Below are 24,451 nucleotides of genomic sequence, written 5' to 3'. Positions count from 1 at the left end.
GCCGCCGGCGGCTTTTTCTTCCCTCCCCCGCCCCTTCTCCGTTACAGGTTAAGAGTCCGACCAATCGCCCCGACGGGTTTGCCTTTTCTCCAGGGTCTGCATAGCAGCGCCCTGAAAGGCAGTCCGCTGGGGCTTTTTCGTTAAAGGAAGCGGGGAAGCGGGCTCAGTGCCTGGCCGACACAAAGAAGTGACCGGTGAGGTCCGATCCACACCGGGCGAACTGACCTAGAGGGCAGCTTCGGCTACTCACAAACACTTGCCCCTGGCATCGGAAATCCGATGCCAGGGGCCATGCAGCCACCTGAGCTGCGGTTGGCGAAGGGATAGCCTAACGGCGGCCAGCGCCCCCAACCGTCAACCGATACGGCAATGGCCGCACCAGTCGAAGCCTTCCGGCAGGCCGGAAACGTATTGGCGATGCTCGTCCGTAATCAAGTGCACCCAGGCGCACGGATCGCTGGCGTTATGCACTTCGCCGGTATGCAGATTGGCGATGTACTCGCCGCCGCCCTCCCGGTCGCACACATCCACGGCCGCGGATTCGGCCTCGGGCAATGGAGACAGATCGTTTATGGGCGGAGGCTCGTTCTCCAGCACCTTGATCTTGTCTATGGTCCGACCGCGCAAGACGTTCATGATGACTTCCATGTGGTCGTCGGACACCCGCAGGCAACCGTAAGTGGGACGCAGCTTGCCTTCGCTGTTGAGGTCGCCGCTATGAATGAGCAACCCCGTCCTGCCGTTGCTCTGGGCGGTAAGCGCATCGCCGGAGGACGGGCTCATTTCGATGACGCCGTGCGGACCGTAGGACTTGCCCCGTGTCGCCAACGTTCCGGCATATTCCCCCGTGGGAGTATCGCCATAGGGTTGCTTCGGATCGCGCGTGGCATTGCCTTTTTTTGCGGCCATGGCGTTGTCCGCCTTGCCCAACACGCGGAAAGGCCCAGCCAGCGTCTTGCCGCCGGCCACCAGCATAATGAAGCCGGTACTGGTGCGATCGCTGGGCAGGCTCACGTGAATAACCACCGGCGGCGGGAGCACCGCCGCCGTACCGGAAGCGGTGCTATCGGAATGGTTGGCTTGCTCTGACATGGCACTCCTCCTGTTTGAGTATTGGTCCAACGCCATCAAGCATAGCCCCCAGGGACGCAGGGGGGAATAGGCCGAAGCCGTCACCCGCCGGAATCCGCGAAACGGCGGGTGACGCGAACACACTACCCCGCCCTCACCTCGCATGGAATCGGTTAAACGCGGCGATTCACTGAACCATCGTCCGAGGAACCACGGCGAAATCCCCGCATTCCGGCGACCGCTGGGGCGGCTTTCCCGACGGACCACGACGGTCCATGCCAGCTCCTGGCGCGACCATGCTAAAATAGCGCCCTATCCATCGCCGCCGCGCTTTTTGCCAAAAGCCGATCCCGCCGGTTCCGGCCCCCGCAGCCTAGTTTCCATTGGAACGCGCTGCGCCGTCTGAGTAAGTTCGACCGATGCAAACACTCGACCAGCTCCGTGCCGGGGAATTAGCCGGCGTTCGCCGCCTGAAACTCTCTTGCGGCTTGACCAGTTTTCCACGGGAGATTTTCGATCTGGCGGATACGCTGGAGATTTTGGATCTGTCCGGCAATGCCCTGGCCGAGCTCCCCGACGATCTGCCGCGCCTGGGCAAGCTGCGCATCGCTTTTTTCTCGGATAATCGCTTTACGGAGCTGCCGGAAGTGCTGGGCAGTTGCCCGCAGCTGAGCATGGTCGGCTTCAAAGCCAACCGCATACGCACGATAACGGCCCAGGCGTTGCCACGCCGGTTACGGTGGCTGATCCTGACCGACAACGAAATCGAAGCGCTGCCTGAAGAGATCGGGCACTGCAGCCAACTGCAAAAGCTGATGCTGGCCGGCAATCGGCTGCAGGCGCTGCCGGGGTCGCTGGCCCGTTGCAAGCGCCTGGAATTGCTGCGCATTTCCGCCAATCGGCTCGCCGAATTGCCGGCCTGGCTGCTGGCGCTGCCGCGGTTGTCGTGGCTGGCCTATTCCGGCAATCCCTGCGCCGCCGCAGCGGAAGCCCAGGCGCTGACGGCTTTGTCCATCGACGATATTCCCTGGAACAGCCTGGAGTTGGAGCATCGCTTGGGCGAAGGCGCTTCGGGCTTTATCCACCACGCCAGCTACCAGCCTGCCGACGGGCCCGCGGAACCCGTCGCGGTCAAATTGTTCAAGGGGGCGGTCACCAGCGACGGCTTGCCGTGCTCTGAAATGGCCGCCGCCATCGGCGCCGACCGCCATCCGAGTCTCATCGGCGTTGTCGGGAGGGTGAGCGGCCATCCGGCCGGCGTCAGCGGTTTGGTCATGGAGCTGATAAGCCCGGACTTCAAACGCCTGGCCGGACCGCCCAGTTTCGATTCCTGCACAAGGGATATTTACCCCGCGGATACCCGCTTCGATATGGCGACGGCGCTGCATATCGCGCACAACATCGCTGCCGCCGCCCGGCATTTGCACGAGCGGGGGATCATGCACGGCGACCTTTACGGCCATAACATCCTCCATTGCGGCCGGGGCCGGGCTTTGCTCGGCGATTTCGGCGCGGCGTCTTTTTACCACGCCGATGGCGGCGCGCTGGCCCAGGGGCTGGAGCGGCTGGAAGTGCGGGCGTTCGGCTGCCTATTGGAAGAATTGCTCGACCGCTGCGACGCACTCCCCGAATACCCGGAAACGTTGGAGGCTCTCGACGCTTTGAAGTCGGCTTGCCTGTCCGAAAAAGCGGAACGCCGGCCTTTTTTCGCCGAAATCACCGGGCGACTGGCCGAACTCCTCGGCGACCTTGACCAACCAATGCAACAACCATAACCGAGGGAACGACTCCCCGCCCAAACCCACCATCCACTAGCTCAACCACAGGAGACCCCATGAGCGATTTACCCCGTTGCCCGCAGTGCAATTCCGAATACACCTACGAATCCGGCGATTTCTACGCCTGCCCCGAGTGCGGCCACGAATGGAGCAAAGACGCGGCGGCGGAAACTGCCGAGGAAGGTTTGGTGATCAAGGACGCCTACGGCACCCCGCTCAGCGACGGCGACAGCGTCACCGTCATCAAGGACTTGAAGGTGAAAGGATCGTCCTTGGTGGTGAAAGTGGGCACCAAGGTGAAAAACATCCGCCTGGTGGATGGCGACCACGACATCGATTGCAAAATCGACGGCATCGGCGCCATGCAGTTGAAGTCGGAATTCGTCAAGAAAGCCTAGCGGCAAGTTCGTGGCCGGCGGGAGGGCGGACGCCCTGCCGCTTCGCGGGGTCCAATCGGCGTCGCCTGAAAAGCGCAAGCCGAACGCCTATTCCCATCGCCGGGACGATTCCGACTGATGAATACCGCGCCGTATGGGACACTATGGCCGGCAAACCAGCGCCGACGCGCCACCGCCCTTAAGTTCGACACGGCGCCGGTTTAATCAACGGTTAGGAGCCTGACTTGCTTCCGCAAAACAGCCAACGGCTGGCAAAAAACAACTTCGATTTGCTGCGCCTCCTGTTCGCCGGCACCGTTTGCCTGGTTCACGCCTACGAACTGTCCGGATACCAAGCGCTTGCAGCGGTCGTTGGCTATTTGTCGTCGGCGGTTGCGGTAAAAGCGTTTTTCGTCGTCAGCGGCTTCTTGATTTTCATGAGCTTCGAACGCTCCTCGTCCTTGTCCTCCTACGCCGGCAAGCGCGCCCGGCGAATTTATCCCGCCTATTTCACGGTCGTCATGCTATGCGCGATAGGGCTGCTGTGGGCCAGCGACAAGGGTATTGCGGACTATTTCACCCTCGCATGGCTGAAGTACGTTCTCGCGAACCTTACCTTCCTGAATTTCATCCAGCCCACGCTGCCGGGGGTGTTCGAGGCGAATAAGCTGGCTGTCGTCAACGGGGCGCTTTGGACCCTGAAAATCGAAGTCATGTTCTACGTCGCAGTGCCTTTACTCGCGTTTTTAGCGCGACGATTCGGCCGACTTCCCGTGCTCGCCTCCGTTTACGGTTTATCGACGGTTTATGCGCTGCTGTGCGCGCTGATGGCGGAACGCAGCGGCTCGGGGATTTATGCCGAACTCAGCCGCCAGCTCCCCGGACAACTGTCTTATTTCATGGCCGGCGCTTTCTTTTATTATTATCTTCCGGTATTCGAACGACACGTGGAGCGCTTTGTTTTCGCGGCCGTTATAGCGCTGGTCGCCAATGGGTTTTATCCGCTGCCGTTGCTTGAGCCTTTCGCGCTCGCCACGCTGGTCGTCTTCTTCGGTCTATTTTTTTACGCCGGCAACTTCGGAAAATACGGCGATTTTTCATACGGCGTATATATCCTGCACTTTCCTACCATTCAGTTGCTGCTGCACGGCGGCTGGTTTCGAGAAAACCCTTGGATATTCCTGGGCGCGGTCGTCGCCATCACCTTAACGGGCGCCGTTGCGATGTGGCATTGGGTTGAAAAGAGGTTTCTGCTTCGCAGCAGCCATTACGTCGCCACGGCGGCGCCCTCCGGAGACGGCCTCGCCGACATCGCGCCGAGCGCCGACGCGCCCGGTCGGCGCGCAGCCGGTTAGCGCCGGAATGCCGCTCCGGCCATACCAACACTCTTCGAATCATTTTGAACGGAACATGCAGCCCGCCCCCGAATTCACCGAAACGGACATGATCTGGATGCGTCGCGCCCTGGAACTGGCGCGGCAGGCGGAAGCGGCGGGAGAAGTCCCCATCGGAGCGGTCGTGGTGAAGGACGACACGGTGATCGCCGAAGGCTGGAACCGTCCCATTTCCTCCAACGATCCCACCGCCCACGCGGAAATCGTCGCCCTACGGGCGGCGGGCTTGGCGCTGGACAATTACCGGCTGGTCGACACCACGCTGTACGTGACGCTGGAACCCTGCATCATGTGCATGGGGGGCATTATCCACGCCCGGGTGGCGAATCTGGTATACGGCGCGCCGGCGGATGCCCAGCGCAGTTCCGCCGCCGGCGTGCTGCAAATGGCCGAAGCGCAGCTGTTGAACCACCGATTGCAATGCCGCAGCGGGCTGTTGGCGGACGAAGCCGCCGCGCTGTTGCGGGACTTCTTCCGCCGCCGCCGTTGAAGCGCCGGCCAAACCGGCGCTTCCCGCCCGGTCAGCTGCTGTGGCCGGCCTCGGCGGGCGCGTTTGGGAACATGGTCAGGCGGAAATTCTCTTCGTCGGTCAAGTACACCAGCAAATCGTAATAGCGGCGCACCGATTCGACGAACTCCACCGACTGCCGCGCCGGCAAAGGCACGTTTTTGGCCTTGATGTCGCGGTAATAGCCCTTGGTGGCGGCCAGCACCTTCTTCACGCTCAGCCAGCGGTCCGGATTCTGGCCTTTGCGCTGGGCCGTGTGGCGGGCTTTTTCCAGCATCCCCGGCCCGGCGTTGTACGCCACCAGCGCCATCCAGGTACGATCCGGCTCGGCGATGTGCACCGGCATATCGGCGCGCTCCTGGGACACGTAATAAGCGCCGCCCATGATGCTGTCGCGCGGGTTGAGGCGGTTTTTCACGTTCAACTCCTTCGCGGTTTCCTCGGTCAGCATCATCATGCCGCGCACGCCGGTAGGCGACGTGGCGCCGGGATCCCACTTGGACTCCTGGTAGGCGATGGCGGCCAGCAAGCGCCAATCCAGGCCGTACCGGTTGGCGGCCTGATGGAACAGGCGGCGATACTGCGGCAAGCGCTCGTGCACGTGCTGGCGGAATGCCTGATCGTCGGCCTGCGCCAGAACGCGCGCGTTGCCATAGTAACGTTCGTTCAATTCGTCCAGCGTCTTGTTGTGCTGGCTTTCGTTGAAAAACGCCACCGCCTCGTCGTACAAGCTGCTGTCGGTGGTGGACTGGCGGAACGCCCAGGCCAAGGAGCGGCGTACGCCCAAATCGAAAGCGACGCGCAACTGCGGCAAATAGCGGCGGATCAATTGCGTCTGGTCGGAAGTAGCGGTGGTGTAATCGATGAGGCCGGCGTGAACCAGATACATCAACTGGGTGGTGCTATGGCCGTCGCTGACGCGCCATTGCAGCTCGGGATGCTGATCGCGCAGCCGCTCCAGGGTGGATAGGTGGCTGCCGCCTTCGGACACTTCGAAGATCCCGTCGGACAAATCGGCGAACGAGCGCGGCTTGGGCGTGCCGTCTCGATAAACCACTTGCTCGGTGACCGTGCGATAGGCCGGGGTGAAGCGCACCTGCTGCTTGCGCTGGTCGGTGATCGCCAAGCCGGCGGCGGCCACATCGGCCCGGCCTTTCTCCACGGCTTCGAAAATTTCGGCGATGGAATCGTAAACGACGAACTTCACCTCGACGCCCAAACGCTGGGCGAACAACTGGGCGAGATCGTGTTCAATTCCGGAAAGTCCGTTGGGACTGGGGTGATAGGTAGCGGGACCTATGCGGGTGGCGACGGTGAGCGTGCCTTTGTGCTTGATTTTCTCCAGTTGCGTCGATGTCGAACTGTCCGTGCACCCGCACAGAGTTCCGATCACCAGCAGCCAACTCGCCATGCGGAACAGCGAACGGCCGACGCGGTTGCGGAGTTTAGAGGAATCCAGGCCCAAACAGCCCGGCGCCTTGCGAAATGACCAAACAACCAATGGTTCTCCGGCCATGACTGGTGTAGAATACATAACTCGTACCCATATCATGTCGTGTGACCTCAGTCACAAGTCTAGCATGGTTTCCCCCGGAGAGGTACTGAAGTGGCCATAACAGCGCCGACTCGAAATCGGATGGCCGGAGAAATCCGGCACGTGGGTTCGAATCCCACCCTCTCCGCCAAATCAAACACTTAGCTTCGACTTCGCGCCTTTTCGGCGCTATGTCGGCGCGCGTTTTCAGCCTTCCCTCCAACCTCCGTGCCAAACGCCGGCAGGCCAGTGACGGCGGGCCACGCGGCCGGGTTCGCGGTGAAATTCGCTTCAGAAATAAAACGTCTATAGACCGCCGGGGTTCCAGATATTTTGTTTCTAAAAACCGGCCAAGTTCCCCAACCGCCGAACCGCGCGGCAAAAGATCCGCGCAAAAGACGCGCTGCCGCCATTTACAACCCCCGCCCCATGCCTTTAGTGTTGCCGCCGACAACACCCAGGCCCATCCACCATGAACCAAGCGCATAACCAGGCCCGAACCACCCTGCAGCACCTGGCCGACAACCTGAGCCGCGTCATGCAAGGCCAAGAAGCCGCCATCCGCCTGCTGTTGGCCGCTTTCGCCGGCGGCGGGCACGTGCTGCTGGAAGACGTGCCCGGCACCGGCAAAACCACCTTGGCCAAGGCCCTCGCGCAATCCTGCCGAGCGGAATTCCAGCGGGTGCAATTCACGCCCGACCTGCTGCCGGCCGACATTCTCGGGGTTTCCGTGCTGGACCCGGCCAGCCGGGAGTTCCGCTTTACGCCGGGACCGATTTTTTGCCACATCCTGCTGGCCGACGAAATCAACCGCGCCTCGCCGCGCACCCAGTCGGCCCTGCTGGAAGCCATGGCCGAAGCGCAAATCAGCGTGGAACGGCAACTCCATCGATTGGAGCCGCCGTTTTTCGTCGTCGCCACGCAAAACCCGGTGGAATTCCACGGCACCTATCCCCTGCCGGAAGCGCAGCTGGACCGCTTCGCCCTGCGTTTCGGCCTGGGTTATGTCGACGCCGAGCAGGAAACGGCCATTCTCTCCGCCCAGCAACGCGAACATCCCTTGCAGCGGCTGCAACCCTGCGTCGATCTTGCGCAAATCCTGCAACTGCAAGCGCAAACGCGCGAGGTGGCGGTGAGCGACGAATTGAAGCGTTATATCGTCGAACTGGTCCGCGCCACCCGCCGAGCGGAAGGGCTGCGCCTGGGCGCCAGTCCCCGCGCCGCGCTAACCTTGATGAAATGCGCCCAGGCCCTGGCCCTGCTGGACGGCTTCGACTTCGTCACCCCCGACGCCATCCAGGAAATCGCCGTGCCCGCCCTGGCGCACCGCATCGCCCTGGACCCGCAGGCTCAGTTCGCCGGCCTCCGGGCCGAGACGGTGGTGGAGAAAATTTTGCGGGAGACGCCGGTGCCGGCTTGATCGAAGCCTCCCGGGCACTGGGGCAAACCCCGGCCAATATGCTAGGATTCCGCCTCCGCCCACCCACCTGCGCCATCCACCGACGAGCAACGACGACACGCCCATGAACGACAATACCCTGCGCGCCGACGCGGCGCTGCGCTTCTCTCCCCTGCACCGCCTGCAATGGGAAGAAGCCCAGCAAAAATACGTGATTCTCTACCCGGAAGGTATGGTGGAGCTGAACCCCAGCGCGGCGGAAATCCTCAAGCTGTGCGACGGCCGCAACCTGGACGATCTGGTGGCGACGCTGGAAGCCCAGTTCGACACCACCGGGCTGAAGGGCGACGTTTCCGAATTCCTGGAAGTGGCCCTGGCCAACGGCTGGATCCAGCAAAACCATGACTAAACCGCGCTGGCTGCTGGCGGAGCTGACCTACCGCTGCCCCTTGCAGTGCCCCTACTGCTCCAATCCGCTGGATTACGCCGCCCACAGCCAGGAGTTATCCACCGAGGAATGGAAGCGGGTGTTCTCCGAAGCCCGCGCCATGGGCGCCGTGCAGCTGGGCCTGTCCGGCGGCGAGCCGCTGATCCGGCAGGACTTGGCGGAGCTGGTGGCCCATGCCCGCGGCCTGGGCTATTACACCAATCTCATCAGTTCCGGCTATGGCCTTACGGAAGAGAAAATCGCCTCGCTGAAAGCCGCAGGCCTGGACCACATCCAGATCAGCATCCAGTCGCCGGACAAAACCCTCAACGACTTCCTGGCCGGCACGGAAAGCTACGAGCACAAGAAAGAAGTCGCGCACCTTATCAAAAAACACGGCTACCCCATGGTGCTGTGCGTGGTGATCCACCGGCAGAACATCCATCAGATGCGGGAAATCCTCGACATGGCGGTGGAACTGGGTGCCGACTACCTGGAACTGGCCAATTGCCAGTACTACGGCTGGGCCCTGCTCAACCGCGATCAGTTGCTGCCCACCCGCGAGCAATTCGCCGAGGCCGAAGCCATCGCCCAGGAATACAAGGCCAAGCTGGCCGGCAAGATGAAGATCTACTACGTGGTGCCGGATTACTACGAAGACCGGCCCAAGGCCTGCATGAACGGCTGGGGCACCACCTTCCTCACCATCGCCCCGGACGGCGCCGCCCTGCCCTGCCACGAAGCGCGCGTACTGCCGGGCCTGGAGTGCCCCAACGTGCGGGATTTCAGCGTCAAGGAAATCTGGGAAGACTCGCCGGCCTTCAACCGTTTCCGCGGCTTCGACTGGATGGAGGAACCCTGCCGCAGTTGCCCGGAAAAAGCCAAGGATTTCGGCGGCTGCCGCTGCCAGGCTTATTTGATGACGGGCGACGCCACCGCCACCGATCCGGTATGCGGCCTGTCGCCCAAGCGCAAGGTGGTGGACGAGGCCATTGCCGCCGCCTATGCGGCGCAACCGCAGGAAAAGCCGCTGGTGTTCCGCAACTCCCGCACCTCCAAGCAGCACGGCGGTCCGCGTTAGCGGCGCGGATTCCAGCCCCGCGGCGAACCGCCGGGGCTGGGGTCAAGCCTCCGGCATCTCCCCTTTCCCCAAGGCCGTCCGCACGAAAGCGGCGAAAGCCTCCGCGTCCATGGGTTTGCCGTACCAGTATCCCTGCAGATAATCGCAGCCGCGCTCCTGCAAGAACTGTCGCTGGGCATCGGTTTCCACCCCTTCCGCCACTACCTTCAACCCCAGGCTGGCGGCCATCTTGATGACGGCGTGGGCGATGGCCGCGTCGTTGGGATCGTCGGCGATATCCAGCACGAACGAGCGGTCGATTTTCAATCGATCGACGGGGAAGCGCCGCAAGTAGCTCAGGGACGAATAACCGGTGCCGAAATCGTCGATAGCGATGCAGAATCCGGCGGCGCGCAAAGCGCGGAACAATTCCACCGTGATATCGGCCTGCTCCATGGCGGTGCTTTCGGTGATTTCCAGCTCGATGCACGCCGGGTCCACGGCGAATTCCTCGACGATGCCGCGAATACGCTCCACCAAGTCCTCTTGGCGAAACTGCCGAGCCGACAAGTTGACGGCGATGGTGAGCGGCGGCAGGCCGTCGCCAAGCCAAGCGCGGATCTGTCGGCACACCTGCCGCAGCACCCATTCGCCGATGGGCAGGATCAAGCCGTTCTCCTCGGCGATGGGGATGAATTCGTCGGGCATCACCAACCCCCGCTCCGGGTGGCGCCAGCGTATCAACGCCTCGGCCCCCACCAAGCGGCCGCTGAGCAAACTGGCCTGGGGCTGGTAGTAAACGACGAACTCGTCCCTTTCCAGGGCGTTGTGCAGGCTGTTTTCCAAAGCCAGTTTCGCCTGGGTGTGGCGGTTCATCGCCTCGGTGTAGAAATGGAACTGGCCGCGCCCCGCTTCCTTGGCATGGTACATGGCGGTGTCCGCGCGCTTCATCAGCGTGTCGATGTCGTTGCCGTCCTGGGGATACAGGCTGATGCCGATACTGGGAGTGGTGTGCAGGGCGTGCCCTTCCACCTGGAAGGACGGGGAAAAGCCATTAAGGATTTTTTCCGCCACGTTGGCGGCGGCCTGGATCACTCGATCGCCGTTCAGCACCACCACGAACTCGTCGCCGCCCAAGCGCGCCACCACGTCGCTTTCCCGCACGCAAGACTTGAGGCGCCGCGCCACCTCCACCAGCAGCCCGTCGCCGATATTGTGGCCCAACGTATCGTTGATGACCTTGAAACGGTCCAGGTCGATAAACATCAAGGCCACTTCGGTCCGTTCCCGCCGGGCGACGGCAACCACCTGCTCCAGAACGATCTGCAAATGCAATCGATTGGGCAATCCGGTGAGCGGATCGTGGTGGGCCACATAGCGGATGCGCTCCTCGGCGGCCTTCTGCTCGCTGATGTCGGCAAAGCTGGCGATGTGGTAGTCGATGTCGCCGCGAGCGTTGCGCACCACCGTGATGGTGAGCAGCTTGGGATAGATGCCGCCGTCCTTGTTGCGGTCCCAGATTTCCCCCTGCCAGAAGTTGCGCTCGCGGATGGATCGCCACATGCCCAGGTAGTCTTCCCGGGTGGTGCGGCCGGAGGCGAGCAGGCGGGGATCCTGGCCAACCACGTCCGCGAGGGCGTAGCCGGTGAGCCGGGTGAACGCCGGGTTGACCTCTATGATGCGGTTGTCCCGGTCGGTGATCATGATGGCCTCGCCGCTGTGCTCGAACACGTGGGCGGCCAGGCGCAACTGGGTTTCCGCCTGTTTGCGCTGGATCAGGTTGCGCACCCGCGCCAGCAACACGGAAGTCACCACCGGCTTGGTCAAATAATCCTCGGCGCCCAGGTCCAAACCGTCGAGCTGGCTTTGTTCGGAGGTGTCGGCGCTGACGAAGATCACCGGAATGTCGCGGGTATCCGGATTTTCCCGCAGCCGCCGCAACACCTCGATGCCGCTCATGCCGGGCATCATCACGTCCAACAGGATCAGCTGCGGCCGGTCTTCCCGCTGCACCAGTTCCAAAGCCGCCGCGCCGCTGGTGGCGGTTTTGATGCGATAGGAGGACTTCAGCGCCGCCGCCAATACGTGCAAATTGACGGGCACATCGTCCACCAACAGGATCAGCGGCTTGTCTTCCAAGGAGGATACCCCTGCGATTCCTCCCAGGGGTCGACTGCGGAAAAAAGCGGAATCGAACGGCTGCATGGCTGTAGGGCGCGAATTTTAGGGAAGCTTTACCTGGCGGGAACCGGCCAAAGCCGTAATATACCCGTAGCAGGTGCGGGCGTCCTCCGACAATTCCATGAAATTGATCGTGCGGCGGCTCCATTGGGCGAAATCCCGCTCGCCCGGCAACTCGGCCATGTCGCGGAACCCCATGCTCCATTCCAGGAAGACCCGATGGCTTTCCTCCCCCTGCATCACGATGCGCAGCCCGCGGTGGCGCGGATCGCGCTCGATGCTGACCAGCAACTCCAGCACCGTGTCGCGCCGGCCTTCCAGCATTTGCATGAAATAACCGTCCTGATAAATCAGGCAACCGGTAATGCCGCGGCCGCCGTTGCTCACCTGGGCTTTTTTCAACAGCGCCGCCAACTGCGCCTCGTCCATCGGCTGCGTCGCCTGGCTGACATAGATCAGGAAAAACAGGTCGGCCTCGCCGCCCTCTTCCGCGACGCCGGCCTCCCGGTCCACCGCGGCGACGAATGCCGCCTCCTCCAACGGGCGATGGAAAAAATAGCCCTGGATGAAATCGCAGCCGTTGCTGCGCAACTCCAGCAACTGCGCCTCGGTTTCCACCCCCTCGGCCACCAGCTTCAGCCCCAGCGCCTTGCCCAAGCCGATGACCGCGCGGGTGACCGTGCGGCTTTCCCGCTGCTGCTCGATGCCGTTGACGAAGGCCCGGTCGATTTTCAGCACGTTGACCGGCAAACGCGTCAATTGGGCCAGGGACGAATAACCGGTGCCGAAATCGTCCACCGCCACCCGCAGGCCCAAATCCGCCAAGCGGTTCAACACGCGCAGATTGGCCTCCACGTCCGCCATCAGGGAGGTCTCGGTCACTTCCAGCAACAGCCGCGCCGGATCGGCGCCGGTCTCGCTCAGCACGGCGGCGAAATCCTGGGCCAGAGACTCCTCGCCCAGCTGCCGCGCCGACACGTTCACCGACACATAGGGAGCCGCCTCGCCCCAGCGCCGCCGCCAATCGGCCTCGGCCCGGCAAGCCTCGCGAAACACCCAGGCGCCGATGGGCACGATGACCCCGGTGATTTCGGCGATGGGAATGAACGCCGCCGGCGACACCTCGCCTTCCGGCGGGTGCCAGCGCAGCAGCAACTCCGCGCCGACGATGCGGCCGCTGCCGGCGGCGACGATGGGTTGGAAACGGGGCGACAACTCGTTGTTGGCAATGGCCAGCCGCAACCCCTGGGTAATCACCAGCCGCTGGCGCGCCTGGTCCTGCAGGCTGTCGCTGAAAAACTGCCAGCCGTCGCGGCCTTTTTCCTTCACCGCGTACATGGCCGTGTCGGCGGAACGCAACAGGTCGTCGGCGGAATGGGTGGTGCCGTGGCCCACGGCGATGCCGATGCTGGCGGTGACGGTCAACGGCAGATCGCCGAAATCGATGGGATCGCGCAAGGCCGCGTTGATGCGCTGCGCCAGGCTGGACACCGCAGCGGCATGCTCCACCTGCTCGCACAACACCACGAACTCGTCGCCCGCCAGCCGCGCCACCGTGTCGCCGGGCCGCACCTGCTCCATCAGCCGTTGCGCCACGCCTTTTAGCAAGACGTCGCCGGCTTCGTGCCCGTGGGTGTCGTTGACCAGCTTGAAGCCGTCCAGATCGACGAACAGCAGCGCCACGCTGAGTTTTTGCCGGCGTGAACGCTGCAAGGCGCTGGCCAACCGCTCGCGGATCAGCGCCCGGTTGGGCAGGCCGGTCAAGGGATCGTGGGTGGCGCGCCACAACAGCTCGTCCTCGGCCTTCTTGCGGTCGGTGATGTCGCGCATGGTCACCACCAGCGACCAGTTCCCTTCCTCGCGGAACTTGGCGATGGAGGCCTCCAGGGGGAAAAACGTGCCGTCCTTGCGATAGCCGGTCACTTCGCCGCGGGAGGCCATGCGCCGCTCGGTCTCCTCGCCGTCGACGAAACGCTGGAACAATTCGGCATGCTTACGGCGAAAATGCGGCGGCAACAAATCGTGCACCAACATGCCCTCCAGCTCGTCCGCCGCGTAACCGAACATCAGGCAGGCGCTGCGGTTGGCTTCGCTGATGCGGCCCCGCGCGTCGGTGGCCACGATCGCCATATCGGCGTGGGCCAGGATGTTCTGCGCCTTGCCGACTTTTTGCCTGGCCGCGCTCAAATCCGCCGCCAGGCGCGCCGCCACCTGTGGCGAGGCGGGCGATTCGTGCAGCTTGGCCGCCTGCGCCTGCTCCCGGTAACGTTCGGGAATACGCGGCGGATTTTGGCCGAAGCTTTCGATAATGCGAAAACCGCCGTCGGCCTCGCAGCGCGCCAGGTAGGTATTGACGGCAGCATGGTGGGTGGCCGCGTCCATGACCACATCGCCCTGGGGACCGCGCAGGCGAATCCGCTCCAGAGCGTCCGCCAGCGCTTCCGCCTCGACGCTGCCGGCGGCCCGCGCCGCCTGGGCGAAAGCGTGCACGCACAAATAGGCGCCTTCGCCGAAATTGGTCACCACGCCGTTACCCTTGGGCCAGATGCCGTCGATGCCCGGCAGGGCCGCCAAGCGGGCGAGGTAACGGCGGTTTTCCTGGGTCGGCACCGACATGAAGTAGGTGTTGCTGGAATAAAAGCCTTCCCGCACCGAGGCCGGCAACCGGCTCACCATGGCCTCGTCGTAATGGCCCATCACCACCGCCATATGGTTTTTCAAGCCCATCTCGGTGAAATGGGTCAGCAGGGTCAATTGGTCGCTGCCGGCGAAATAAGGCACGAACACATCGGCGCCGGAGCGCGCCACCTGCCGCAGCAAAACATCGATTTCCTCCGGCGACGCGCCGATGGGCAAATACTCCTCCCCGACCACGTCGCCGCCGAGCCCGTTCAGCACCCGTTTGGCGGCGTCGATGGAGCCGCGCGGCCACTCGTAGTTGTTGCCGGCGAAAAACATTTTGAAGCCGTACTGCCGCCCCATCCAGGGGATCATCTTGTCGATCTGCTGGTTGGGCAACGCCGCGAAATGGAAAAAATAGCGGCCGGAGATGCTGCCCTCGTAAAACGAGAAATTCAGGTAGGGGATACGCTTGGTTTCCGCCACCTGGCCGGCGACGGCGATGCGGGAATTGGACAGCAGGTTGCCGATGATGGCGGCGCAGCGATGCTCTTCCACCAGCCGCAAAGCGGCCGGCACGGCGGTCTGCGGCAGGCTGCCGTCGTCCTCGACGATCAATTCCAGCGGTCGGCCGAGCACGCCGCCTTGCTCGTTGATTTCGTCGCAAGCGATGCGGGCCGCCCAAACGATCTCCTGGCCGTAGAGCGACACCAGCCCCGTGAGCGGCGGCATCAGCCCCAGCCTGATGGACTGACTCGATTGACTCGTCGCGTCGCTCACGGTCGCGTCTCCAGTCGCCACATGGCCGTTATTTGCTCCACGCTGCCCAAGGCGCCGTCGTGGTCGAACCGGTCGATTTGCCGCAACAACCGCCCCAGCGGCGCGCCGGGCGGCTCGTGCCGGGCCAATTGCTGCAAATCGTGCAGCAACTCGTCCGGCACCAATTCCCGCTCTTCCAGATAGGGCCTGAGTTCGGCCAGCAACGCCGCCAGGCGCCGCAAGTCGATGGCGACGCTTTCCCCATTGGCCGCCGTCAGCGCGCTACCGATGGCGGCCAAGGCTCGGGTCATCGCATCGGCGCACTCCCGCAGGGAAATCGGTTGATCGCCGGACGCGATCTCCCGTTCCAACCGCCGTGCCGCATCGGCCACTTCCACCGCGCCCACATTGGCCGCCACGCCCTTGAGCGTATGCAGCAGCTCCGCCGCCTGGGGGAGGTCGCCCTCCCGCAGCAGCGCATCCAACCGTATCATGACGTCCCCCTGATCCTCGGCGAATCCCCGCAACAGATGCCGGAGCAACTCGCGATCGCCGTCCAAGCGCCCCAGGGCTTGAGCCAAATCGAACCCGGGCAGGTTATCCGATGGCGCGGCCGTCGTTTCGGCCTCGGCGGCCGCGCCGCCGGCGGATTGGCCGGGGGCGTTGACCCAACGAGCCAAAACGCGGGCCAGCTCCGCCGGCACGATGGGTTTGGCGACGAAATCGACCATACCGGCGGCGGCGCAATGCTCCCGGTCTTCTTTCAACACCGCCGCCGTCATGGCGATAATGGGCAACCCGGCGGTCTTGGGCAAAGCGCGAATGCGGCGGGTGGTCTCGTAACCGTCCATCACCGGCATGTGCAAATCCATCAGCACGGCGTCGAACGCCTGGCGTTCGACCCATTCCAAGGCTTCGCCGCCATGGTTGGCCAAGGTAACCCGAACGCCGCGCTTTTTAAGGAATTCCGCCGCCACCATCTGGTTCAAGGCGTTGTCTTCCACCAGCAACACCCGCATCCCTTCCAGATTCCCCTCGAGCGCGCCGCCATTGGCCGGCGGGTTTTGCCTGGATGCTTGGCCGCGCAGGGCCAAGGCGTCGAACAAGCCGGAAGGCGTCACCGGCTTGGCCAGGATGCGATCGATGCGCAAGGCGCCGGCTTCCGCCAGCAGCGCCGCGCGATCGTGGGCGGTAACCATGATGATCGACAGCGCATGAGGCTGGTGCCCCTCGGCGGCCTCCGCCTCCAGTCGGCGCAGCACCTCGAGCCCATCGATACCGGGCATGCGCCAGTCCAACAACAGCGCATCGAAAGGCGCGCCGGCGGCGGCGGCCTCCCGAACGCAGGCCAGCGCCTCTTCGCCCGAAGCCGCGACACCGGACTCCAGCCCCCATGCGTCCAGGCAACGGAACAAAATGCGCCGCGCGCTGTCCTGGTCGTCCACCACCAGCACTTTGCGCGGCCCCAGCCGCTGCAATTTTTGCGACTCCGGGCTGTTGGGCGAACGCCGGGTCCGGACGGTGAACGTGAAGGTGGAACCTTGTCCTTGCACACTGGCGACGCTGATCTCGCCGCCCATCAACGCCACTAGCTTGCGGCAAATGGCCAACCCCAAGCCGGTGCCGCCGTATTTGCGGGTGATGGAGCCGTCGCCCTGGGCGAACACCTCGAATAATTGCCCGGCCTGAGCTTTGGTCATGCCGATGCCGGTATCCCGCACGGCGAAACGCAGGAGGATGTCGTCGCCGTCCTCGGATGCGACGTCCAAAGACAGGCAAATTTCGCCCCGCTCGGTGAATTTGACAGCGTTGCCCAGCAGGTTGTTGAGCACCTGGGTCAACCGCAGGGAGTCCCCCACCACTTCCGCCGGCACCTGGGGGGCGATATCCACCAGCAACTCCAGGCCTTTTTCCTCGACGCGCGCGCCGAACAAATCGGCCACTTCCCGCAACGCTTGCTCCGGCCGCAGGGGCAACCACTCCAGCTCCAGCCGGCCGGCTTCGATTTTGGAGTAGTCCAGGACATCGTTGAGGATGCCGAGCAGCGCCCGGGACGACGCGTGCACCTTGCGCAAATAATCCGCTTGTCGGGCGCTCAGCTCGTCTTCCAGCACCAGCTGGGTCAAGCCGAGGATGGCGTTCATGGGGGTACGGATTTCATGGCTCATATTGGCCAAAAATTCCGACTTGGCACGGCTGGCGGCTTCGGCCACCTGCTTGGCCGCTTGCAGCGCCTCCTCCGTCAGCTTGCGCTCGGTGATGTCGGTGGACACGCCGCACAGCCCCCAGATTTCGCCGTTGCCGTCGTAAATGGGATGCTTGATCTCCCAGTAAACGCGCCGCCGCTGCCCGTCCGCCGCCGGCACGTCGATTTCCGCCTGGGTCGCCTCGCCCAGGTTGAGCACCCGTTCGTCCACGGCGCGCAGCCTGGCCGCCGCTTCCGGCGGAAAAAACCGGCTGTCGTCGCTGCCCGGCAGGTCTTCGGCGGAACAACCGAACAATTCCAGCACGGCGCGGTTGGCGTGGACGTAACGGCAGCGCTTGTCCTTGATGTAGATGAAGGCCGGCACGCTGTCCAAAGCGTCGCTGTAGCGCTGGGCTTTGGACAAGGCCTCGCGCAAGACGGCGTCGGCTTGCCGGCGCTCGGTGATATCTTGAATCTGGGCGATGAAATACAGCAGCCCCCCCTCCGCGTCGCGCACCGACGAGCCGTTGAGCTGCACCCAAACGACGTGGCCGTCCTTGTGGAAATAGCGCTTTTCCAGCTGGTAACCGGCGCGGGCGCCGGCGGCCAGCTCCGCCGCCAGCGCCAAATCGCCGGACAAGTCGTCCGGATGGGTGATGTCCTGGAAGCGCTTTTGCCGCAGCTCGTCCTCCGCATAACCGACGATACGGCACAAGGCGTCGTTGGCCTGCAGGAATCGGCCCTCCGGGCTCACCAGGGCCATGCCGATCGCGGCCTCGTCGAAAGTGGAACGGAAGCGCGCTTCCGACTCCAACTGGGCCGCCTCCAGCCGCTTGCGCTCGGTGATGTCGCGCACGATGCCGATCAGCATGGGGCCGCCGTAGCGGCGCACCTCGGAAACCAGCAAATCCATGGCGAACCGTTCGCCGTTCTTGCGCAACGCCTCCACCTCCCTGGCTTGGCCGATAATGAGGCCCACGCCGCCGGCGCGATAATTGGTGAGATAACTGTCGTGCAGGCTATGGTGCGGCTCCGGCATCAACATGTTGATATTGCGGCCGACCACTTCGTCGGCCGTATAACCGAAAATGCGCTCCGCCGCCCGGTTGAAGCGCTGAATGATGCCGAGCCCGTCGATGGCGATAATGCCGTCGAGGATATTGTCGACGATCGTGCGGGTCTGCTCCGCCGCCGCGGCCAGGGCCGCGTCCGCCAGCTTGCGTTCGGTGATGTCGATGAGCACGCCGTTCCACACGCTGGCGCCTTCCTCCGTGCGCAGCGGGTCCGACTCGATGTGAAACCAGCGGGTTTCGCCGCGCACCAGGAAGCGGCATTCGAAGCGAAACGGCGCCAGCCGGTCGATGGCCTCCTGATTGCGGCGCGCCATTTCGTCCCGGTCGTCCGGGTGCACCAGCGCGAAAGGCAGCACGGGATCGCGCCGAATATCCTCCTGGGCCACGCCCAGCAGCTCGCAAAACCGGGGGCTGACGTATTCGAAGCCCATGCCGCCGTACGGCCGCTTGCGGAAGGTGTAAACGCCGGCCGAGATACTGGCCACCAGCGCATCGTACAACGCCTTGGCGCGCTGCACCTCGCTCACCCGCGCCTCCACCCGCCGCTCCAGCATGGCCTGGTCGGCGCTGACGCGATCCGCCATGCGGTTGAAGCTGACGGCCAGCTCGCGCAACTCGTGCCAGCCGCGCACCGCGGCGCGCTGCCGCAAATCGCCTTCGGCGATGCGGCCGGTGGCCGAGATCAAATGCTGCAGCGGCGCGACCAGCCCGCGCCCCATCGCCAAGGCCGTGGCGACGGAGAACAGCAGCAGCAGGCCTAGGATGCCCCAGACTTGCGCGCGCAGGCGGTAAACCGGGGCGAACGCCTCGGCGGTGTCGATCTTCACCACCATGCCCCAGTTCAACGCGGGCAAATACCGCCAAGCGGCGATGACTTCCGTGCCGGCATAATCGGTAGCGATGCCGTAACCCCGTTTTCCCTCCAAGGCGAACCACATCGCCCGGGCCCGCCGGCCGTCCGTGGGCACCAGCTGGCGATAAGCGCCGTTGTCCACGTGTCTCAAGGCGCTGACATAACGCGCGCCGCCTTCCATGGATTGCGCCAGGACCGTTTCGCCGCTTTCGCCCAAGCCGGTGTTGTCGCCGAGAACGGCGGCGAGTTTGCGCATATCCATTTGCAGGACGAGGCTGCCCATGGCCTTGCCGTCCCTGAATACCGGCGTGACGATGAAGATGGCCGGCTCCCCACCCGACGGCGCATAAGCGCGATCCACCGAGGTCTGGACCTCGAACAGCGCCAACGCGTCGCGGTGCGCCACGGCCAGGGCGCTGTCGCGATAGGGGCCGCTGTTGAGATTGCTGCCCAAATCGGCCTCCCGCCGAATGGAAAACACCACGTTGCCGGCCTCGTCGATGAGCAGCAGGTCGTAATACCCCATGCTGTCGTAGGTGGTGCGATAGTATTTGCCGTAATGGCGCAGCATCTCCTGGAAGCGCTCCGACCGCAGCCCTCCGCGGGCCGCCAAGGCGGATAACATCGGCAGGGCTTCCTGGATTTTCGTCGTCCTCGCCAACCACAGCCCGTTGGCCAGCCGCTCGTCGAAATAGGCGTTGATCTGGTCGTATTTCTTGTCGGCGACGGCGGCCAGATTGCGCTGCGCCGCATCGATCAAGGTCTGTTCGAACACCCCGCTGTAAAACCAGGCCAGGCCGGCCAGAGGCAGCGGCGACAGCAACAGGAACGCCAGCAGCAGCCGCGGCAGAATGCCGTCGAAGCTCATGGCGCCCCTCCCGCCGACAATCTATCCACCAGCAACTGCCAATCCTCGCGCACCCGGTACAGCGGCCAGGGCGCGGGGCGCAGCGGCGCGCCGGCGGCGGCGACCTGCTCGAACTGGCCGTCCGGCCGCACCCGCCCCACCCGCACCATTTTCCACAAATGCCGGGTGGAAGGGTCCACCGCCACCGTGCCGGAAGGCCCCGACAAGGTTTGCCGCAACAACGTCGCGGAATTGACGCGGTCGGGATCGGGCGAGCCGCCTTCTTGCGCCGCCTGCGCCCATAAATGCACGGCAATGTGGGCGGCCTCCATGGGATCGCTGGTCACCCGATCGGCGCCGAAGCGGGATTTGAAGTTGGCGACGAAAACCCGGTTCGCCTCCCCCGGCAACGACTGGAAATAGTTCCAAATGCCGTAATGATGCGTCAGTCGCGCGCCGCCCCAGGCCCCTATTTCCACTTCGGCGACGCTGAAGGACACCAGCGGCGCGTCGGCCAGGCCGGCCTTCTCCAAAGCGGCGAAGAAGCCGGCGTTGCTGTCGCCGTTGAGGGTGTTCAGCACCACGTCCGGCTTTTTCGACTGGATATCGGCGGCGACTTCGGCGAAGTCCTGCGTTCCCAGGGGCACATAGCGCTCGCCCACGATTTCGCCGCCGTTGGCGGCGCTCAAGTCGCGAATGATGAGGTTGGCGATCAGGGGAAAGATGTAGTCGGACCCCACCAGATAAATGCGCGGCCCGAATTGCTCCATGGCCCAGCGCACGCCGGGGACGATTTGCTGGTTGGGGGCCGCTCCGGCGTAGAGAATGTTGGGGGACTGTTCCAGCCCTTCGTATTGCACGGGGTAGAACATCAGATGGCGGTGGCGTTCCACCACCGGCTTGACCGCCTTGCGGCAAGCCGAGGTCCAGCAGGCGAAGAGCGCGCTGACTTTTTCGTCCACAATCAACCGTTCGGCCTCGGCGGCGAAAACGCGTTCGTCGGAGCGGCCGTCCGCCACCACCATCGCCAAGGGACGCCCCAAGACGCCGCCCTCGGCGTTGATTTCGTCCACCGCCAGTTGCACCGCGTCCACCAGGGGCGCTTCGCTCACCGCCATGGTGCCGGTCAGGGAATGCAACACGCCGATGCGGATGGGGTCCGGCGGCCGGCTGCGGCCGAGCGCCGCCACGACCAGCAATCCCGCTACAACCGCCGCCGCGGACCAGACCGCCCAGCGCGGGAAAGCGAACGGATTGGATAGCGGCCTACGCATGGGCATGGAAAAAGCGACCAATGTTTTCAGGGAACGTGTCCATACGACAGGATCGGGCCGCCGCAGCGGGCATCCCTCGGCGGGATTTGGCGCAGTGGCGCGGCTATTTCCAGCCACCGTATACTATACGGGAACTCATCCATACCACCCCATAAAGCCTTTTTATACGACGAGGAGCGATCGAGCCGTGGCGTCCAAATTCCAACTCAAACATTTCCTGGATCACCCGGTGCAAACCAGCCTGTTCGTTACGGACTTCGCCTTGGTGTTATTCGTCCATTCCCATTTCCCGTTTTTCCTGTCCCTGGTGATGGTAGGCCTGCTGGTTTACCTATCCATGTTCTTCGGCGCCAAATTCGCCGACTGCTTCCCGCACGCCCGCGGCGAACAAGACTCCGCCGTTTCCTGATCCAGGCCGCGCGTGGATAGCCCCTCCACGGAACCGGCCGGTTTCTGGCGCCGCTTGGCCGCCTTGGCCTACGACGCGCTGATTCAACTGGCGCTGTTTTTTATCGGCACCGCCCTGCTGCTGCCGCTGACCGGCGGCCAGGCGCTGGCGCCGGGCAATCCCTGGTACGGCGCCTACCTGATCGCTATCAGCCTGATCTACAACGGTTGGAGCTGGACCCACGGCGGCCAGACCATCGGCATGCGCTCGTGGCGGCTGCGCCTGGTCGACGGCGGCGGCGGAGCGCCGTCCCGGCGACAGGTCTATCTGCGCTTCGGCGCCGCCCTGTTGGGAGGCGCCGCGCTGGGATTGGGATTTTTGTGGATGCTGGCCGACCCGGCGCGGCGCGCTTGGCACGACCGGCTGAGCGGCACGGCGGTGGTGCGGGAGCGGACCGAGGGCCGCCCCTAGAACACCTTGCGGAAATACCACCAGGCGATGACGAACACCACGCTGGTGGGGAATACCGCCGCGAAGAAGGGATTGAGTTCGTAGATCAGCGCCAAGTGGGAAAAGATCTTGTCGAACAGATTGAAGCCCAAGCCGATGATGGTGCCCAGCACGATGCGCTGGCCGACGCCGGCCCGGGCGCGGATGTTGAGGATGAACGGCACGGCCACGAACAACATCACCAAAGTGGACAGCGGCGTCACCAGCCTTCCCCAAAACGCCAATTCGTAGGGCTGGCTGTTCTGGCTGTTGTTGCGCATGTGCGCGATGTAGCGGGCCAGATCGTACATGGAAAGGTTTTCCGGGTTGATCACCACCACGCTCAACAGGGCCGGGTCCAACACGGAGCTCCACGCCACCTCGTCCGTCGTCGACACGTTCACCCGCTCCGCTTCGAATTCGCTGCGGCTGATGTGCTGCAAGTGCCACTTGCCCTCGTCGTCGTAATAAGCCTTATCGGCGTGCATGGACCGCTTGAGGTGGTGCTTGTCGTCCACTTCGTAAAGGTTGATGTTGGACAGCTCGTCCAAAGTGCCTAACTGGCCGATGTTGATGTAGGTATTTTGGTCGCGCAGCCAGAAACCGTGCTCGGTGCGGGTCACCACGCGCTTCTGCTGGGCGGCGGAGCGGAACATCTGCGCCTCCTGCTCGGCCTTGGGCGCGATGAACTCGCCGATCAGCACCGCCACGGCCACCAGCAGCAAGCCGGCCCGCAGCACCGCCCAAATGATGGCGCGGATGGAGGCGCCGCCTGCGCGCATGGCCACCAGCTCCTGGTGGTTCGCCAAGCCGCCCAGGGTGAACAAGCTGCCGATCAGCGCCGCCGACGGCATCAACTCGTAGAAGTTGCGCGGCGACATCAACAGCAAGTATTGGAACACTTGCCGCAGATGGTAATCGCCCTTGTCCAAGTCGCCCATCTCGTCGGTAAACGAGAAGAACGTCAGCAAAGACAACAGCACCAGCTCGGCCACGGCCGAGCCCTTCACCACCTCGGCGCCGATGTAACGGTTTAAGACTTTCATCGGCCCACCCACCCCCTGATCAACTGCGCCACCCAGCGCGGGCCGACGGACCGCACCACCAGCGCCGTGGTGACGACGGCCATGAGCAGGTATACGCCGCTATATCCCAGCCAGGCGGGGACTTTCGACGCGATCACCATGCCCTGCATGATGCGCTGCATGTTTTCGTAGGCGATGTAAATGAAGAACGCGGCGAACAAATTGCCGTAAACGCCGGCGCGGGGCGCCAGGCGCGACAGCGGCACGGCCAGCAGCCCCAGCATCAGCACGCCGAAAGGCACGGCCAACCGTTTTTGATACTCGGCGATGTCCCGCGGCTGGGCCGACTGCACCAGCTCCTGGCTGCTTTTAATGCTTTGCTCCGGAGGCTTGCCCTCCTCCTTGTCCTTGGAGGATTTCCCCTTGATCTTGACGCCATACTCTTTGAATTCGGTGATGATGAAGTTAGCCGTGCCGGGGATGCCGTCGTAGCGGGTGCCGTTTTGCAGCACGATAAACTGGTCGCCGTTGTCCATGACTTTCAAGTAGCCGGTATCGGAGGACACGATGCCCAGCTTGTTGTGCTCGTCGCTCTGCACAAAGATATTGCGCATGCTCTCCCGTTCTTTGTACTCCTCCACGTAGAACACCGTGGCGCCGTCGCTGGACTCGGAGAATTTGCCTTCTTTGATGCCGCGGATATCGGCGGTTTTTTCCTCGATTTCGTAGAGTTTGCGGGTTTGCTGCTCGGTCCAGGGCAGCACGTTCAGGGCCAGATACCACCCCACCACAACCAGCGGCAGGACGAACACCAGCACCGCCCGGTAAAGCCTGGCCAAGCCGGCGCCCGCCGACGCCAGCACCGACATTTCGTTGTCGCGGTACATGCGCCCCAAAGTCATCAGCACCGCCAGGAACGCCGCCGAGGGCAGCAGGCTGATGGTGGCGGCGACGATCTTCAGGCCCAGCAACAGGAAAATCGCCTGGCCGCTGACTTCGCCTTCGATGGCCTTGGCCAAAATGCGCAAAAAACGCTTGCTGACGATGATCAGCACCAGCACGCTGAGCGCTGCCGTCATGGTGGCGGCCGCCTCGACGGCGACCATGCAGTCAAACACGGCGATCGATCGCTTAACCCGGCGCCACAGCGCGCCGGCGGGATGGAAATTCATGGTGAGTCCGGTAGACTTTAACGCCATCCGTCACGCCC

General features: G+C 63.7%; 17 protein-coding genes and 1 tRNA gene. 10 read left to right on the top strand and 8 right to left on the bottom strand.

All coding sequences use genetic code 11. The annotated features are described in order from the left end of the window. Nucleotides 1-354 precede the first annotated feature (354 nt). Complete coding sequence (locus tag K5607_RS03625; protein WP_054773568.1) at nucleotides 355-1,092, bottom strand: L,D-transpeptidase; 738 nt, start codon at nucleotides 1,090-1,092, stop codon at nucleotides 355-357. A 398-nt stretch (nucleotides 1,093-1,490) separates the two neighbouring features. Here K5607_RS03625 and K5607_RS03620 point away from each other — a divergent pair, with 398 nt between their 5' ends. The 4 genes from K5607_RS03620 to tadA all read left to right on the top strand — a co-directional run bounded on the left by K5607_RS03620 (nucleotide 1,491) and on the right by tadA (nucleotide 5,110). Next, complete coding sequence (locus K5607_RS03620; protein WP_221048221.1) at nucleotides 1,491-2,846, top strand: leucine-rich repeat-containing protein kinase family protein; 1,356 nt, start codon at nucleotides 1,491-1,493, stop codon at nucleotides 2,844-2,846. A 59-nt stretch (nucleotides 2,847-2,905) separates the two neighbouring features. Further along, on the top strand, nucleotides 2,906-3,247 hold the full coding sequence (locus K5607_RS03615) for a zinc ribbon domain-containing protein YjdM (protein ID WP_221048220.1): 342 nt from the start codon (nucleotides 2,906-2,908) through the stop codon (nucleotides 3,245-3,247). Nucleotides 3,248-3,471: 224 nt separating this feature from the next. Beyond that, entirely contained in the window at nucleotides 3,472-4,581 is a 1,110-nt protein-coding gene (locus K5607_RS03610; RefSeq protein WP_221048218.1) for an acyltransferase family protein, read from the top strand. Between the two features lie 55 nt (nucleotides 4,582-4,636). Continuing rightward, complete coding sequence (tadA, locus tag K5607_RS03605; protein WP_054773621.1) at nucleotides 4,637-5,110, top strand: tRNA adenosine(34) deaminase TadA; 474 nt, start codon at nucleotides 4,637-4,639, stop codon at nucleotides 5,108-5,110. Between the two features lie 31 nt (nucleotides 5,111-5,141). On the opposite strand, the gene mltF is transcribed toward tadA, so the two are convergent. Beyond that, nucleotides 5,142-6,593, bottom strand: a complete 1,452-nt coding sequence (mltF, locus tag K5607_RS03600; protein ID WP_054773616.1) for a membrane-bound lytic murein transglycosylase MltF — start codon at nucleotides 6,591-6,593, stop codon at nucleotides 5,142-5,144. Between the two features lie 127 nt (nucleotides 6,594-6,720). Between mltF and K5607_RS03595 the strand changes: the two genes are divergently transcribed. The 4 genes from K5607_RS03595 to pqqE all read left to right on the top strand — a co-directional run bounded on the left by K5607_RS03595 (nucleotide 6,721) and on the right by pqqE (nucleotide 9,569). Beyond that, nucleotides 6,721-6,813: transfer RNA gene (locus tag K5607_RS03595), tRNA-Ser, on the top strand. A 321-nt stretch (nucleotides 6,814-7,134) separates the two neighbouring features. After that, the gene (locus K5607_RS03590; protein WP_221048217.1) at nucleotides 7,135-8,082 is read left to right on the top strand and encodes an AAA family ATPase; all 948 of its coding nucleotides are present in this window, start codon (nucleotides 7,135-7,137) and stop codon (nucleotides 8,080-8,082) included. A gap of 103 nt (nucleotides 8,083-8,185) precedes the next feature. Then, nucleotides 8,186-8,470 (top strand): pyrroloquinoline quinone biosynthesis peptide chaperone PqqD, encoded by a 285-nt coding sequence (gene pqqD, locus K5607_RS03585; protein ID WP_054773617.1) that lies wholly within the window; start codon nucleotides 8,186-8,188, stop codon nucleotides 8,468-8,470. Continuing rightward, nucleotides 8,463-9,569, top strand: a complete 1,107-nt coding sequence (gene pqqE / locus K5607_RS03580; protein WP_054773618.1) for a pyrroloquinoline quinone biosynthesis protein PqqE — start codon at nucleotides 8,463-8,465, stop codon at nucleotides 9,567-9,569. Before pqqD ends, pqqE begins: the two co-directional genes overlap by 8 nt. Nucleotides 9,570-9,611: 42 nt before the next feature. Here the strand turns inward: pqqE and K5607_RS18170 are convergent, their stop codons facing one another. The 4 genes from K5607_RS18170 to K5607_RS03560 form a co-directional block, all read right to left on the bottom strand. After that, entirely contained in the window at nucleotides 9,612-11,687 is a 2,076-nt protein-coding gene (locus K5607_RS18170; RefSeq protein WP_281427735.1) for an EAL domain-containing response regulator, read from the bottom strand. A gap of 84 nt (nucleotides 11,688-11,771) precedes the next feature. Next, nucleotides 11,772-15,128: an EAL domain-containing protein gene (locus K5607_RS03570; protein WP_246598943.1), complete on the bottom strand. Its 3,357-nt coding sequence runs from the start codon at nucleotides 15,126-15,128 to the stop codon at nucleotides 11,772-11,774. Then, nucleotides 15,125-20,086 (bottom strand): PAS domain S-box protein, encoded by a 4,962-nt coding sequence (locus K5607_RS03565; protein WP_221048215.1) that lies wholly within the window; start codon nucleotides 20,084-20,086, stop codon nucleotides 15,125-15,127. The genes K5607_RS03570 and K5607_RS03565 overlap by 4 nt, the downstream gene beginning before the upstream one ends. After that, the gene (locus tag K5607_RS03560; RefSeq protein WP_221048214.1) at nucleotides 20,083-21,339 is read right to left on the bottom strand and encodes an urea ABC transporter substrate-binding protein; all 1,257 of its coding nucleotides are present in this window, start codon (nucleotides 21,337-21,339) and stop codon (nucleotides 20,083-20,085) included. Before K5607_RS03560 ends, K5607_RS03565 begins: the two co-directional genes overlap by 4 nt. A 187-nt stretch (nucleotides 21,340-21,526) precedes the next feature. Here K5607_RS03560 and K5607_RS03555 point away from each other — a divergent pair, with 187 nt between their 5' ends. Together K5607_RS03555 and K5607_RS03550 are read left to right on the top strand one after the other, a co-directional pair. Further along, entirely contained in the window at nucleotides 21,527-21,748 is a 222-nt protein-coding gene (locus K5607_RS03555) for a hypothetical protein (RefSeq protein ID WP_054775095.1), read from the top strand. A 12-nt stretch (nucleotides 21,749-21,760) separates the two neighbouring features. Beyond that, entirely contained in the window at nucleotides 21,761-22,198 is a 438-nt protein-coding gene (locus K5607_RS03550) for an RDD family protein (protein ID WP_221048213.1), read from the top strand. Here the strand turns inward: K5607_RS03550 and lptG are convergent. Together lptG and lptF are read right to left on the bottom strand one after the other, a co-directional pair. Continuing rightward, nucleotides 22,195-23,262, bottom strand: a complete 1,068-nt coding sequence (gene lptG / locus K5607_RS03545; protein WP_221048212.1) for an LPS export ABC transporter permease LptG — start codon at nucleotides 23,260-23,262, stop codon at nucleotides 22,195-22,197. The two genes, K5607_RS03550 and lptG, sit on opposite strands and share 4 nt — an antisense overlap. After that, on the bottom strand, nucleotides 23,259-24,413 hold the full coding sequence (lptF, locus tag K5607_RS03540; RefSeq protein WP_054773867.1) for an LPS export ABC transporter permease LptF: 1,155 nt from the start codon (nucleotides 24,411-24,413) through the stop codon (nucleotides 23,259-23,261). The genes lptG and lptF overlap by 4 nt, the downstream gene beginning before the upstream one ends. Nucleotides 24,414-24,451: the final 38 nt, after the last annotated feature.

Origin of the sequence: Methylogaea oryzae (genome assembly GCF_019669985.1) — a bacterium.
GTDB lineage: Bacteria > Pseudomonadota > Gammaproteobacteria > Methylococcales > Methylococcaceae > Methylogaea > Methylogaea oryzae.
The sequence above is the reverse complement of the archived record's forward strand: the minus strand, read 5'-3'. Positions and strand labels throughout refer to the sequence as shown.

Excerpts from the sequence above, each read along its gene's own strand:
- K5607_RS03615 (WP_221048220.1), top strand. The coding sequence starts at position 2,906 with ATGAGCGATTTACCCCGTTGCCCGCAGTGCAATTCCGAATACACCTAC.
- K5607_RS03590 (WP_221048217.1), top strand. The coding sequence starts at position 7,135 with ATGAACCAAGCGCATAACCAGGCCCGAACCACCCTGCAGCACCTGGCC.
- tadA (WP_054773621.1), top strand. The coding sequence starts at position 4,637 with ATGCAGCCCGCCCCCGAATTCACCGAAACGGACATGATCTGGATGCGT.
- K5607_RS03565 (WP_221048215.1), bottom strand. The coding sequence starts at position 20,086 with ATGAGCTTCGACGGCATTCTGCCGCGGCTGCTGCTGGCGTTCCTGTTG.
- pqqD (WP_054773617.1), top strand. The coding sequence starts at position 8,186 with ATGAACGACAATACCCTGCGCGCCGACGCGGCGCTGCGCTTCTCTCCC.
- pqqE (WP_054773618.1), top strand. The coding sequence starts at position 8,463 with ATGACTAAACCGCGCTGGCTGCTGGCGGAGCTGACCTACCGCTGCCCC.
- lptG (WP_221048212.1), bottom strand. The coding sequence starts at position 23,262 with ATGAAAGTCTTAAACCGTTACATCGGCGCCGAGGTGGTGAAGGGCTCG.
- K5607_RS03620 (WP_221048221.1), top strand. The coding sequence starts at position 1,491 with ATGCAAACACTCGACCAGCTCCGTGCCGGGGAATTAGCCGGCGTTCGC.
- lptF (WP_054773867.1), bottom strand. The coding sequence starts at position 24,413 with ATGAATTTCCATCCCGCCGGCGCGCTGTGGCGCCGGGTTAAGCGATCG.
- K5607_RS03625 (WP_054773568.1), bottom strand. The coding sequence starts at position 1,092 with ATGTCAGAGCAAGCCAACCATTCCGATAGCACCGCTTCCGGTACGGCG.
- K5607_RS03560 (WP_221048214.1), bottom strand. The coding sequence starts at position 21,339 with ATGCGTAGGCCGCTATCCAATCCGTTCGCTTTCCCGCGCTGGGCGGTC.